This is a genomic window from Acidaminococcus massiliensis, from assembly GCF_900095825.1.
GTDB classification, from domain to species: Bacteria; Bacillota; Negativicutes; order Acidaminococcales; family Acidaminococcaceae; genus Acidaminococcus; species Acidaminococcus massiliensis.
In genome coordinates this window covers 1,846,974-1,860,598 of the sequence record NZ_LT608315.1, presented here as the reverse complement: position 1 = coordinate 1,860,598, position 13,625 = coordinate 1,846,974, and the positions used below count along the sequence as shown (strand labels likewise).

Below are 13,625 nucleotides of genomic sequence, written 5' to 3'. Positions count from 1 at the left end.
GTTTCCCTCAGACGGCCGTCAGGATAAAGAGCAGGGCAGCAAAAATCCCCATGACATATTCCACCACCAGCAGTTCGAATTCGTTGGGGAAGATGAAGGCCAGTCCCAGGCCCAGAAAACCTCCCGTAAGGGTAATCCGGAGCATCGCCACCGCCATGCTCCGAGTGGTTCCTTTGGTATCCCGGATCCGGTTCCAAAGTGCTTCTCCAGCCCCTCGGAACATCCTGGGCGCTGCCTGGCTGTAGACCAAAAAGCCGCCCACCACGGTACAGACCAAGGAAGCCAGGAAGATCCGTGGATAGGAAGCCGGGAACGGGACCACTTGATACAAGTCCCCGCCTACTGCAGGGAACACCGCCATGGGGATGGCTCCGATCAGGCTCAGGATGAAATACATGGTGCCCGTCCGCTGGTCTTCCACGCAGAGGTAAGGCTCCTGGGGACTGCGCATCCCCTGCCAGATCCGGAAAGGCAGATAGGCAGAAAGCAGGGCCCCCAAGAATTCAATAGGAATGAAATTGGGATTCCCCCCAGTCACCGCCATGGCCGCCGCTGCCCCCAGGGCCGCTGCAATGGCCCCGGTCCGTCCGAAGATCAGCCCGTACGGCACGGACAACATGGCCTGGAGCCGCAGGCCGGAAAGTCCTGGCACCACCTGGACCAGCTGCGAAAGCGCAAATAAAAGCCCATACAAAAGGAACAGGACAACGCCTGTTTTCACACGTTCACCCATGAATCAGACCCCTTTTTTCTGTTGTTTTTCCTGGAGTGCCTGCCACAGTTCACCGATGGTCCGGTGGAATACTGGATGGACCACCGTTTCAGCGATGGCGGCCAACGGCTCCAGGACAAAGCTCCGGTTGGCCATATCCGGATGGGGCAGCACCAGATCGGCGCTGCGGAGGATCTGGTCCCCGAAAAGGAGAAGATCCAGATCGATGTTCCGCTCTCCCCAATGGCGTTTCCGCTGCCGTCCCATCTCCTGTTCGATGGCAAGGAGGGTATGGAGGAGGCTTTCCGCATCCCCAGCCCATTCTACTTCAGCAGCATCGTTGAGGAATTCCGGCTGGTCCGTCACCCCATAAGGTTCCGTAGTAAGAAGGGGCGACACCTTCCGCACCCGGACCCCGTGCTGTTCCATCAGCTCCAGAGCCCGGCGGATATTCTGTTCTTTATCCCCCAGGTTGCTCCCCAGGGCCACATAGGCTATCGACATGCCCGGATCGCCTCCAGCATCCGGATCAGCCGGACATTTTCCTTTACATCATGGACCCGCACCATCTGGGCTCCGGCATAAAGGGCTGCAGCCGAAAGGGCCATGGTCCCTTCCAGCCTCTCTTCCGCAGGCAGGTCTCCCAGTACCTTACCGATGAAAGCCTTCCGAGAACCGGCCAGGAGCACGGGGATCCCGTGGCCGGTCATTTCAGCCAGGCCGCTGCACAGGTCCAGGTTTTCTGCCCGGCCTTTGGCAAAGCCCAGCCCCGGATCCAGGATCACCTTATCGTTCCCCAGCCCGGCTTCTGCACAGGCTGCCGCCCGCTCCAGCAGGTATTGGGAGACTTCTCCCACCACATTCTGGTAGCTCCGCATGTCTTCCGTCATCATGGTCTTGGGGGTCCCCCGCATGTGCATCAGCACCAAAGGGGCCTTGGCCCGGGCCGCTGTTTCCAGCATCCGGCCGTCCCCAGTAGCTGCGGTCACGTCATTGATGATGTCCGCTCCAGCTTCCAGGGCCGCTTCTGCCGTATCTGCATGGTAGGTATCCACACTGAGGATGGACTCTGGGAAAGCTTTCCGTAGAGCCGCCAGGGCACCTGTCACCCGACGTTTCTCTTCTTCCGGGGTCACCGGATCCGCCCCCGGCCGGGTGGATTCCCCGCCGATATCCAGCAAATCCGCTCCCTCCCGGAGCATGGATTCCGCTTTCTGCAGCAGGGCTTCCTCCCCACTGATCCGGGAACCTGCATAGAAGGAATCCGGGGTCACGTTCAGGATCCCCATGACCCGCATCTTTTCGTAGGTCAGTTTCCGACCATCAGCCAAACAGGTCACCATCTCTCCCGGCTCCAGGAACGCTTGGAGATCATCCAGGACGCCCTGGATGCCGAACCAGCCGGCCATGGTCTTCAGTTTCTGTTTCAAGGCTTGGTACTGCCGCCGGTTCCCCAAGAGGATCACATCCACCCGGTCCAAGCTGCAGTTGATGGTCCCCTTGGGATTCACACAGTCCCCTCCCAGGGACAGCATTTCCTGTTTGATGATGTTGGCCGCTGGAGTCCGGATGGAAAGGAGCTTCAACGGCAGGACTGCCGCCTTGGGGGCCATGAGCCCAATGCCGGCCGGATGGACTTCCAGTTTTTCCATTTCGGTACGGATCCGCTCTGCAGGAATGGTCAGGAACATATCACACCTCTTTTTCTACAGTTGCAAAGGCATTGTGGTTGTGGATGCTTTCTTCACTTTCCACTGTGACGGTGTACCAGTCGATCCGGGGATCCCCGTTGAGCTGGAGGGCGATTTCCCGGACCGCATCTTCTACGAACCGGGGATTTTCATAGGCCATTTCTGTGACGAATTTTTCGTCCGGCCGTTTCAGCAGGGAATACAGGGGCGTAGAAGCTCCCTTTTCCGCCATTTCCACCAGTTCTTCGATCCACACCGGCTGGGCAGTACGGATGCGGATCTTGGCCCAGGCCCGCTGGTTGTGGGCACCATACTTGCTGATTTCCTTGGAGCAGGGACACAGGGTATGGATGGGCACATCCACCCCCACTTCCAGGATAAAGGTTTCGCCCTTTTCTGCCCGGAAATGGCACTCCACGTCCAAATAGCTTTCGATGCCGCTGACCGGGGCCTTCTTGGTCACGAAGTAGGGACAATCGAATTCCAGTAGGGCTTTCCGGGCTTCCAGCTTCTGCCGCAGCCCATCCAGCACTTCCTCCAATTCATGAGGACGGATGGGTCCCACCTGCTTCAGGCATTCCACGAAGCGGCTCATGTGGGTCCCCCGCTGTTCCTGGGGCAGATCCACTGCCAGGGTCACATGGGCCACCGTATGCTGGCTGCCTTTTTCCCGGTCCGCCAGGCAGATGGGCCAGCGCAGGTCCTTGATCCCCACATGTTTCAGTGCGATATGGCGCAGATCCTGCTGCGCCTGGACATCTTTCAGCATGATTCACCTCGATACACGATCCCGCTTGTCTTGGTCTCCCAGACCTGGACTTCATACAGGGTGTAGTTGGCCCCGGTGAGAGGTTCCTTCAGTTTGTTCCAGACCCATACCGCGATGTTCTCTGCCGAAGGCTGGGGCAGGATGTCGTTCAGGCAGTGATGGTCCAATTGGTCCACCACCAGCTCTTTCACTGTGTGTTTGAACTGGACGAAATCCAATACCATCCCTTCTGCGTCAGGATGGCCTTCCACCTTCACCACCAGCTTATAGGTATGGCCGTGGAGATGTTCGCATTTGCCGTGATAATTGGGCAGATAGTGGGCTGCGTCGAACTCGAATTCCTTGATACAGATCATATGGTTCCCTCCTGGAGATCAAAATCATTCTGCCGTAACGCTTCATAAAGGACAATGGACACCGAATTGGCCAGATTCAGGGACCGGGCCTCACTGACCATGGGGATCCGCACACATTCCTCTGCATGGGCCAGCCGGAAGCTTTCCGGAAGGCCGGCGCTCTCCTTGCCGAAAATCAGCAGGGAATCGGGCCCGTAATGGACCCGGCTGTAGGATTTATGGGCATGGGTGGTCAAAAGGAACCGGGGACTGTCCGGATAGGCGGCCAGCACCTCCTCCACCGAATCATAATAGTGGATGTCCACCAGATGCCAGTAATCCAGGCCCGCCCGCTTCAGGTATCTGTCATCCACGGAAAAGCCCAAAGGCCGCACCAAGTGCAGGCTGGCCCCGGTGGCCGCGCAGAGCCGGGCGATGTTCCCCGTATTTCCGGGGATTTCCGGCTCTACCAGTACAACATGCATCATTTCAAAACGCCTCCATCCCAGTCATTGCCGGAAATGGCGATGATCTTCTTCATCTGTTCGTGGAGATTCAGGATCTTCTCCGCATAATAACTGCCGGTGGCCCATTTGCCGTTGAGCTGGGACCAGCGGGTGTAGAATCCGTTCTGGACCTTTCCTTTGTACACCAGATAATACCGGGGATCGATTACCGGAGTGGCCGGCAGCCGGTCCGTGGTATAGGCCATGAGATGCTGGACATGGGCCCGCACCCCATCCCGAGGGGTAGGGAAATACGCTCCCCGGACGGTGGCACTGGTGGTCCCCAGGCCGCAGAAATTGTTCTGTTCCGGCACTACCGTGCCCCCGAACCGGAAAAACCCGGTTTCCAGGAGGGCCTGGCAGAACACAATGTCCCAGCGCAGCCCTTCCCGGCCGGCTTCCTGGTAATACAGATCCACGATTTCTTCCGGCGTGGCCTTGATGGGCAGTTTGGGATTGTACCGGCGCAGCAGCACTACGGCCTGGTCCCGGCTGGCTTCCGCCGGCCCGGCAATGGTCACTTCCTGGTAGTTTTCCGGCAGTTCCCACAGCTTGGCAGTGGTGGTCAGCCGGTTGATGATGATTTTCAGGCTGGGATCCGTAATCACCCGATCCTGGTTCTCCAGTTTCAGGAGCTTGTCTGGATCCGGCCACTGGGGCAGCACCAAGGTGTCCCCGCTCACCGCCAGATAACCCTTCCGGATCACCAGGGGCGGTTGGGATGCCGGGCGTGCATCACGGCCGAGGTCCGTCTTTTCCCGGCTTTCCGTGCGCAGTTCTCTTTGGGGATTAGCCGCGGCCACTTTCTTCGGATGGCTTTGGCTCCCATTGGGGATCTTTTTTTCCGGCTGCTCCCGAGCCGCCTTTTCTTCCTGTTTCCGCTGCTTCCGGATCCGTTCCCGGAAACCAAGGGTTTTCTTTTTCTTTTCCGGTTCCCGTTCCTTTTGGATTTTTTCTTTTTTCTCCGTTTTCTTTTTCTGGAGATGGGAAAGGGGTCCCTCGGTTTCGTCCAGAAGGACAGTTTCCGCCGGTTTGGCTCCCTGTTCCAGTGGGGACGCCCAAACGGTACCGGTCCCCAGCAGGCCGGCCAGGGCAAGGCCCAGGGCCAGCCGTTTTTGTTTCTTGTTCAATGGGTCATACCTCGTTCTGCAATGGATTTTTCGGGAGACGTGCTCCCCTTCCCCCTCTGTCTTCCTTATTTCTTTTCTGTTCCTTTTCCAATCCGGGGAAATACCCACAGGCTCACCAGCATCACCACAGCAGCCACGATGATTCCAAGGCTGGTGGAATTCAGGATGCCGATGCCCTTTCCTCCGTTAAAGAATTTCAGGCCCAGCACTACAGCCACCCCCAGGACGGCAGAACAGAAAGCCCCCTTGGTGGAAGCCTTTTCCGTAAACAGCCCGAACAGGAACGGGGCCGCCAAGGAAACGGTCATCAGGGAATAGAAGATGGCCAGGGCGGTGATGATGTTGGCCATGTAGTAGGCGATGAAGATCCCGGCGATGCCGCAGAGCACCGTCAGTTTCCGGCTTACCTTCAGCAGCTCGGCGTCGGAGATTTCCGGATGGAAGAAGGTCTTGTACAAATCCTTGGATAAGGAGGTGGCCAGCATATAGAGCACCGTGTCACTGGTGCTGACTTCTGCCGCAAAAATGGCGGACAAAGCCAGGGCGGATACCCCAAAAGGCATCATTTCCTTCATGGCTTTGGGCAGGGCCAGTTCCTGGTTCCCCAGATCCGGGAAGGCTGCATAAGCGCACATGCCGATGAGCATGGGCAGGAAGGCGAAGAGGAGCTGGACGATGCCGTTCCACAGGGTCCCCACCCGGACGGCTTTTTCATCCTTGGCTGCATAGACTTTCCCGATGAGGCCGGGAGAGATGCAGAAGGCCGGGGTCAGCATCAGGAAATATCCCAGGATGGCCGTGGTTCCCATCCCGTCCCAGGCAAAATACTTGGCCGTCCGGGCACCGTCTCCCATATGGCTGGATACGGCAGCCTGGAGTCCGCTCCAGCCTCCCACGTACTGGAGCGCAAACGGCGTTGCGATGCAGAAGCCCAGCAGGATGACGATCAGTTCGATGATGTTCACGATGGCGGCACTTTTGATTCCTCCTGCAGAGAAATACAAAGTCACCACAACCGCAGCGATGATGATGCCGTACAGTTTGTCGATCCCTGCCACCACATTGAGGATCCAGGCGATCCCCAGCAGCTGGCCGGAAAACAGGGCCAAGGTCCCGATGGCCATCATGGTAGAAGTGACCCCCCGGAAAGCATGGGAATACCGCAGATCCAGGTAATCCCCCATGGTGTACAGGTTGTGTTTCTGGGCCACTCTCCAGACCGCCGGTCCCACGATATAGGCCAGGATCAGGGACCCCAGGCCGCTGCAGCCGATCCACCACCAGCTGGATACTCCGAACTTATAGGCCAGTCCCGTTACCCCTACGGTAGATCCTGCTCCGATGTTGGCGGCGATCAGGGTGGTGAACAGAAGCCCTGCATTGAAAGAACGGCCCCCCACAAAGAAATCCGAAGCCCCCTTCACATGCTTCCCCACCAGATGCCCCAGCAGGATCAGCAGCAGCGCATAACCGACGATTACCCCAAGATACAAATTCAACACAATCACCTCAAAAAATTTTTTGTAAGGTGCGACTGGAACTCAACAATCTTCATTGTACTTTACTTGGGGCTGGTTGTAAAGGAAAAAGGGGCTGCTGCCCACGCAGCAACCCCTTTTGATCAGCAGATTCACTTGGCCATTTCCACATTGGCAGGTATTTCTGCCAATGGTTCCGTCACCCCTTCCCGTTCCAGGCTGGCCTGGACATGGCGTACCGCACAGGACAGGGTGTAGTTGATGACGAAATACACCAGGGCTGCGAAGCCGAAGAGGACGAACACATCGGATACGTTGATGGTGCCGGTGCCGTTGTAGAGAGCTGCTCCGCTCAGCACTTTGTTGACCCGGGCCATCAGTTCGATGGTGGCCACATTGGCCATGAAGGACGTATCCTTGATGATGGTGATCACCTGGCTCATGAGGGTGGGCACGATCTTCCGGAAGGCCTGGGGCAGGATGATGTACCACATCACCTGGACCATGTTGAAGCCCTGGGCATACCCCGCCTCGAATTGGCCTTTGGAAATGGCGTTCAGGCCGCCCCGGATGATTTCTGCGATGATGGCGGATTCAAAGATGGTCAGAGCGATGGTGCACTTGAACAGCAGCTTGGTTTCCACGGAACTCAGGCCGAACATCCGCCGGATGCCGGGAGCCGGGAAGAACACCGTGCCGATGAAGATCCAGAACAGCAGGGGCGTATTTCGGAACAGTTCGATATACGCTGTGGCCGCCCAGCGGAACACCCTTTCTGCCGGCCGGGTGCAGTAGTTCCGCACCAGAGCTAGGATGGAAGCGATGCCCAGGCTGGCGGAAACGGAGACCACCGCCAAGAGCACCGTAAAGAAGACCCCTTTCAGCATGAAGGTCATGATATCCGGATTTTTCAGTATGGCAAAACTGCCTGCCAACGTATTCATAGTCGATCCCTCCTCAAGCATTCATCATTTCATCCTGGGCCTTCAGCTTGGCTTCCCATCTGGCTGCCAGGGTGGACAGAGGGAAACAAATCACGAAGAACAGGACACCACAGACGATATAGGCCGGTGCATAGGAGCCGCCGGTAGTGGCTCCGGTCACGAAATTGTAGGTGGAAGAAATCAGATCCGCCCCGCCGATGATGTACAGCACTGCCGTATTCTTGATCAGATTGCCGATCTGATTCACCGTCGGCGGCAGGATGATCTTGATGGTCTGGGGCAGGATGATGTAGGCCATCTTTTGGGTGTAATCGAAGCCTTGGGCATCAGCCGCCTCGAATTGGCCTTTGGGCACCGCTTCGATTCCGGCCCGGATCACTTCCGCCATATAGGCTCCATGGTAGATCCCCAGGGAAATGATCCCGGCGGCCAGGACCCCGATCTTATGGCCCGAGAAGGAAAGGGCATAATAGAGGATGCACAGCTGCAGGATGAGCGGCGTATTCTGGATGGCTTCCACATAGATCCGGTTCAGGGTCTTGGGGACCTTCCGGGAGCTGACGCCCATGAGCCCCAACAGGACCCCCAGCACCGCTGCAATCAGGATGCCGCCCAAAGCACTTTCCACTGTAACGGAAAAGCCTTGGATAAAATTCGCTTTGTGGGCCAGGACCACCGCCCAGGCTCTTTCTGAAAATAAACCGCCCATGATCCATTCCTCCTGTAAAAACGAAGGGCAATCTTGTCTGAGCACTGCGCCGAGGGAGGATTGCCGCTTCCTGTCATGCCTTATTTGTCCAGATTGTATTTGGCTTCCAGCTTCTTGATGGTACCGTCCTTCAGCCAGCCCTGCACGGCTTCTTCACAGAACTTGCTCATGCCGGAACCCTTCTTGGTGGCCAGGCCGTATTCCTGGGGGGCGAACTGTTCTTTGATGAAGGTCCGGTCGTCGGTGTGGTAAATGGCCAGGATGGATTTATCCACGCAGAAGGCGGAAACTTCGCCGGAAGACAGGGCCGTGGAAATGGCCGGATAATCCGCATACTGTTTGAAGCTGACTCCTTTGTTCCAGGTGGCTGCATCGAAGCTCTTGGGATCGAAGCCGTCCCCATCGATGACCTTGGCTTTGATCATGGCTTCTACCAAAGCCTTGGCAGAAGTGGAACCGGAGGATACCCCTACCACCTTGCCCTTCAGATCAGCCAGGGTATTGATGTTGCTGGCTTTTTCTACCAGGACCCCTACATGGTCCGTATAGTACGGCGTGGTGAAATCCCAGGATTTTTTCCGTTCCGGGGTGATGGTGAACGTAGCGGCTACCATATCGATATCCCCGGAATCCAGCAGTGCGGTACGGGTGGCTGCCGTCACCGGCGTATATTCCACATCCACTCCCAGTTTCTTGGCCAGTTCAGCTCCCAGGTCCACTTCCAGGCCGGTGAATTTCCCGGTGGCCGGATCCTGGTACCCAAAACCTTTGGTCACGTTCTTCACGCCCACCCGCAGGACGCCCCGCTTCTTGATGGCGGCGATGTCTTCCGCTACATTGGAGGATTTACCTGTATCGGCGCTCTTTTTCTCGTCCCCGCAGCCCGCAAACAAAGAAATGGCCATCAGGACGGTGACACCCACTGCAAAGATCTTGCTCAGCTTGCCTAACTTTTTCATGATAAAACCTCCCCATATTGCTGCTTTTCTTCTCTATGATTATCGCCGGTATATCAGCGGATAATCTTGCTCAAGAATTTCTTTACCCGGTCATTGGTAGGATTCACGAAGAAATGGTCCGGAGTCCCTTCGTCGATGATCTGTCCGTTTTCCATGAAGACGATCCGGTCGGCCACCTGCCGGGCAAACCCCATTTCATGGGTCACCACCACCATGGTGATGTTCCCCTCTTTGGCCAGCTTGATCATCACGTCCAGCACTTCCTGGATGGTTTCCGGATCCAGTGCAGAGGTAGGTTCATCGAAGAGGATGATCTTGCTTTCATCGCACAGGGCCCGGGCAATGGCAATCCGCTGCTGCTGCCCGCCGGATAAGGTGGTGGGATACACATTGGCTTTGTGCCGGAGCCCTACCACTTCCAGATAATGATAGGCAGTCTTTTCTGCGTCTTCTTTGCTCTTGTGCTTGAGCTTCATGGGTGCCAGGGTCAAGTTCTGGAGCACCGTCATGTGAGGATACAGATTGAACTGCTGGAACACCATGGACATGTTGTCCCGGATGATCTGGGTCCGGTTTTTCCGGGTCAGTTCCGTCCCATTGATGTACACATGCCCATCCGTGGGTTCTTCCAGGAAATTCATGCACCGGACGGTGGTGGATTTCCCCGAACCGGACGGCCCGATGATCACCAGTTTTTCCCCTTCCTTCACTTCCAAGTTGACGTCCTTCAAGACATGGTTGGTGCCAAAGTACTTATTGACGTGCTCCAGTTTGATCATCATAGCCATCCCTGCTTTCATTCAATTTACAATCATTACATCTTATTTTGGTAAATACTGTTCGTATTACTTCGAACAATTACGATTATAACTAAAATACGGTTTGTGTAAATCCGTTCACAAATAGTTCACAAATAATTGTCACGAAAACGAGAAAATTGTTACGTTGTTTACTCTATTTCTAATATTATTCTGTATACAATATGTAATAATGTTCGGGGTATTTTCGTATTATATATAATAATTACATGAAAATGAACGGAAATAGCATAACAAAAAAAAAGGGTGTTGCACGTTGCGTGCAACACCCCCTCTCCTCACAGTTCCAGTCCCGTTGCCGGGTCCAGACCCATGGCGATATTCATGTTTTCGATGGCCGCGCCGCTGGCTCCTTTGCCCAAGTTGTCGAACTGGGCGGAGACGGTGAACCGTTCCTCGTTGCCGCAGATGAAGATCCGCAGGGAATCTTTCCCGGCCAGGGTATTGGACCCCAACATCTTGGGCATTTCCTCCGATTGGACCACGGTGATGAAAGCCTGATCCTTGAAAAAGTCCGCATACAGTTTCCGGATGGCGGCCAGGCTCAGATCTGCCGGCATCCGGAAGCCCGCCGTCACCAGCATCCCGGCATAATAGGGCGCCACGATGGGCAGGAAGATCGGTGCCTGTTCCAGCCCAGCATATTTCAAGATTTCCGGCAGATGTTTGTGCTGCTGGCCCAAGGCATAGATCCGGGGCGCATCCAGTTCCTGATCATGGAGATTTTCATAAGAAGCGATCATCTTCTTGCCCCCGCCGGAATATCCGGTCAGGGAAGTCAGGGTATAGAGCCCGTCTGCCGGGATCAGCTGGGCCTTCACCAAGGGAGCCAGGACGGCAATGGAGCCGGTGGCATGGCAGCCCGGATTGGCGATCCGGCTGCTTTCCTGGATGGCATGGAAATAGCTGGGGCCCAGTTCTGGGAACCCGTAAGCCCAGCCCGGGTCGCAGCGGAAAGCTGTAGAGGTGTCGATGATCTTGGTTTCGCAGTCTTTGGCAGCTTCAGCCACTTCCCGAGAAGCTGCATCCGGCAGGCACAGGAAAGCCACATCGGCCTGGTCGATCTTTTCCAGCCGGGCGTCCAGGTTCTTCCGCAGGTCGCTGCTGATGGACAGCAGTTCGATATCCTCCCGCTGCTTCAGGCGCTGGGCCAGCCGCAGCCCCGTCGTCCCTTCACCGCCATCGATAAACACTTTAAACATCATGACCACCCCTCATTCTCAGGTACTTTGTAAAATTAGAAGTAGGACCATTATAGCACAGTTGGAGGGAGAGGGACAGATACTTTTTGAGATTTTTGCATAAAAATGCAAAGAGACCAGGGGGCATTCCCTAGTCTCTTCTCATATTTATCCTTTTTTATTGAATAAACACCGCATGGAATTCAGCACACAGAGGATCAGCACCCCGGTATCGGCAAAAATGGCGAACCACATGTTGATGAACCCAAGGGCCCCCAGCACCAGACTGATGCCCTTGATGCCGATGGCGAAAACGATATTCTGGTACACGATGCCCACGCATTTCCGGGCAATCCGGATGGCTTTGCTGATTTTCAATGGGTCGTCATCCATGAGCACCACATCCGCCGCTTCGATGGCCGCATCGCTGCCCAGGGCCCCCATGGCAATCCCGATATCTGCCAGGGACAGCACAGGGGCATCGTTGATCCCGTCTCCCACAAAGGCCACTTTCTCCTTGGGATCCTTCCGGCGGATCAGGGCTTCCACCTGCTCCACTTTTCCCTGGGGCAGCAGTTCGCTGTGGACTTCGTCGATGGCCAGTTCCTTGGCCACCGCTTCAGCAGTCCGTTTTTCATCCCCGGTGAGCATGATCACTTTCTTCACCCCGTTGGCCTTCAGAGCCTGGACGGCTTCTTGGGAATGGGTCTTGATCCGGTCCGCAATCAAAATGTGCCCGTGGTATGCCCCGTCGATGGCCACGTGGACCAAGGTCCCCACCATATGGCAGTTTACATAGGGGATGTGGAGCATGTCCATGAGCTTGGCGTTCCCGGCAGCGACGGTATGGCCGTCCACCTGGGCCACCACCCCTTTGCCTCCGTATTCCTGGATATCCGTCACTCGGTTCCGATCAATGGGCTTGCCATAGGCCCGCTGGAGGCTCTTGCTGATGGGATGGCTGGAAGCACATTCCGCCAGAGCAGCCATTTCCAGCACTTTCTTTTCTTCCAATTTATTGTGATGGACCGCCGAAACCTCGAATACGCCCTGGGTCAAGGTCCCCGTCTTATCCATCACCACATAGGCGGTATGGGCCAGGGTCTCCATGTAGTTGGAGCCTTTGATCAAGATCCCCTGCCGGCTGGCCCCGCCGATCCCCGCGAAGAAGCTGAGGGGAATGGACAGCACCAAGGCGCAGGGGCAGCTGACCACCAAAAACAACAGGCTCCGGTACAACCACATATGCCACAGAGGGGCTTCCCCCATGGCCAGCCGCACCAAGGGAGGCAATAGGAACAGGGCCAGGGCCGCACTGCACACGGCGGGCGTATAGACCCGAGCGAATTTGGTGATGAACACTTCAGATTTGGCTTTCCTGGAACTGGCATCTTCCACCAGTTCCAGGATCTTAGAAACGGTGGATTCCCCGAACTCTTTGGTAGTCTCAATGGTCAGGACTCCGTTCAAGTTGATGCAGCCGCTGATCACTTCATCCCCCGCCCCCACTTCCCGGGGCAGGCTCTCTCCCGTGAGGGCCGCCGTATCCAGATTGGACCGTCCTTCCACCACCCGTCCGTCGATGGGGACCTTTTCCCCAGGCTGGACGATGATCTGGGTGCCGATGGCCACTTCATCCGGATCCACCTGGACCAGTTTCCCGTCCTGCTCCACATTGGCGTAGTCCGGGCGGATATCCATGAGCTCGCTGATGTTCCGGCGGCTTTTGCCCACGGCGTAGTCTTCGAACAGTTCCCCCACCTGGTAGAACAGCATGACGGCCACGGCTTCCGCATAGTCCCCGTTCTGGTAGATGCCCAGGCCGAAAGCCCCCAAACTAGCCACTGCCATCAGGAAATTCTCATCCAGTACCTGGCCTTTCCGGATGTTCTTCACCGCCTTCAGCAGGATGTCCCAGGAAACGATCAAGTAGGCCGCCAGGTAGGGCAGCAGATGGAAGATCCGGTATTCCAGGGAAACTCCCTCTCCTTTCCAGGCTTCTGGCAGGAACGCCGCGGCCACTGTCAGGATGAAAGATACGGCGATCCGTCCGATCATCACTTTGTCTTCTTTTTCCATGGCCCTCTCCCTCTCCGGTTACGATTCAGCAGCATTTTAACAGTAAATCTTGAAATCATCGTCCAGTTTGGCCACGGCAGCCTGGCACCGACCCATGACTTCCTGGGGATCCGCTCCCTCTTCAAAGGTCACCTTCAGCTTCAGCAGCATGAAGTTCAAAACGGCATCCTGGACGCCCGGGGTGGCTTTCACCGCTGCTTCCATCTTGGCGGCACAGTTGGCGCAATCCACATCCACTTTGTAGCTTTTTTTCATGATCCATCCCTCCATTTGTTTTATAACGATTAAACATTTATTTAATTGATTTCCTGCAT

Annotated in this window: 15 protein-coding genes; all 15 read right to left on the bottom strand. The window is 56.1% G+C overall.

What is annotated here, in order from left to right; genetic code table 11:
- Positions 1-7 precede the first annotated feature (7 nt).
- Complete coding sequence (locus BQ2657_RS08950) at positions 8-733, bottom strand: hypothetical protein (RefSeq protein WP_075580305.1); 726 nt, start codon at positions 731-733, stop codon at positions 8-10.
- A 3-nt stretch (positions 734-736) separates the two neighbouring features.
- Complete coding sequence (gene folK, locus BQ2657_RS08945) at positions 737-1,216, bottom strand: 2-amino-4-hydroxy-6-hydroxymethyldihydropteridine diphosphokinase (protein ID WP_075580304.1); 480 nt, start codon at positions 1,214-1,216, stop codon at positions 737-739.
- A complete protein-coding gene (gene folP, locus BQ2657_RS08940) occupies positions 1,207-2,403 on the bottom strand; it encodes a dihydropteroate synthase (RefSeq protein ID WP_075580303.1) in 1,197 nt (398 codons plus the stop codon). Before folP ends, folK begins: the two co-directional genes overlap by 10 nt.
- Before the next feature lies 1 nt (position 2,404).
- Positions 2,405-3,169 (bottom strand): GTP cyclohydrolase FolE2, encoded by a 765-nt coding sequence (gene folE2, locus BQ2657_RS08935; RefSeq protein WP_075581053.1) that lies wholly within the window; start codon positions 3,167-3,169, stop codon positions 2,405-2,407.
- On the bottom strand, positions 3,166-3,528 hold the full coding sequence (gene queD / locus BQ2657_RS08930; RefSeq protein ID WP_075580302.1) for a 6-carboxytetrahydropterin synthase QueD: 363 nt from the start codon (positions 3,526-3,528) through the stop codon (positions 3,166-3,168). The genes folE2 and queD overlap by 4 nt, the downstream gene beginning before the upstream one ends.
- A complete protein-coding gene (locus tag BQ2657_RS08925; RefSeq protein WP_075581054.1) occupies positions 3,525-3,992 on the bottom strand; it encodes a tRNA (cytidine(34)-2'-O)-methyltransferase in 468 nt (155 codons plus the stop codon). The genes queD and BQ2657_RS08925 overlap by 4 nt, the downstream gene beginning before the upstream one ends.
- Positions 3,992-5,143: a glucosaminidase domain-containing protein gene (locus BQ2657_RS08920; protein ID WP_232709055.1), complete on the bottom strand. Its 1,152-nt coding sequence runs from the start codon at positions 5,141-5,143 to the stop codon at positions 3,992-3,994. Before BQ2657_RS08920 ends, BQ2657_RS08925 begins: the two co-directional genes overlap by 1 nt.
- 65 nt (positions 5,144-5,208) lie before the next feature.
- On the bottom strand, positions 5,209-6,642 hold the full coding sequence (locus tag BQ2657_RS08915; protein WP_075580301.1) for a sodium:solute symporter family protein: 1,434 nt from the start codon (positions 6,640-6,642) through the stop codon (positions 5,209-5,211).
- Between the two features lie 131 nt (positions 6,643-6,773).
- Positions 6,774-7,565, bottom strand: coding sequence for an amino acid ABC transporter permease (locus BQ2657_RS08910; protein WP_075580300.1), 792 nt, complete (start codon positions 7,563-7,565; stop codon positions 6,774-6,776).
- A gap of 13 nt (positions 7,566-7,578) precedes the next feature.
- Positions 7,579-8,274 (bottom strand): amino acid ABC transporter permease, encoded by a 696-nt coding sequence (locus BQ2657_RS08905; RefSeq protein ID WP_075580299.1) that lies wholly within the window; start codon positions 8,272-8,274, stop codon positions 7,579-7,581.
- A gap of 80 nt (positions 8,275-8,354) precedes the next feature.
- Positions 8,355-9,233: a transporter substrate-binding domain-containing protein gene (locus BQ2657_RS08900; RefSeq protein ID WP_075580298.1), complete on the bottom strand. Its 879-nt coding sequence runs from the start codon at positions 9,231-9,233 to the stop codon at positions 8,355-8,357.
- Between the two features lie 53 nt (positions 9,234-9,286).
- The gene (locus BQ2657_RS08895) at positions 9,287-10,012 is read right to left on the bottom strand and encodes an amino acid ABC transporter ATP-binding protein (protein WP_143224903.1); all 726 of its coding nucleotides are present in this window, start codon (positions 10,010-10,012) and stop codon (positions 9,287-9,289) included.
- 317 nt (positions 10,013-10,329) lie between these two features.
- Positions 10,330-11,256: an N-acetyl-gamma-glutamyl-phosphate reductase gene (argC, locus tag BQ2657_RS08890; protein ID WP_187119191.1), complete on the bottom strand. Its 927-nt coding sequence runs from the start codon at positions 11,254-11,256 to the stop codon at positions 10,330-10,332.
- Between the two features lie 144 nt (positions 11,257-11,400).
- Positions 11,401-13,311, bottom strand: coding sequence for a heavy metal translocating P-type ATPase (locus BQ2657_RS08885; protein WP_075580296.1), 1,911 nt, complete (start codon positions 13,309-13,311; stop codon positions 11,401-11,403).
- 36 nt (positions 13,312-13,347) lie between these two features.
- A complete protein-coding gene (locus tag BQ2657_RS08880) occupies positions 13,348-13,566 on the bottom strand; it encodes a cation transporter (protein WP_075580295.1) in 219 nt (72 codons plus the stop codon).
- Positions 13,567-13,625: the final 59 nt, after the last annotated feature.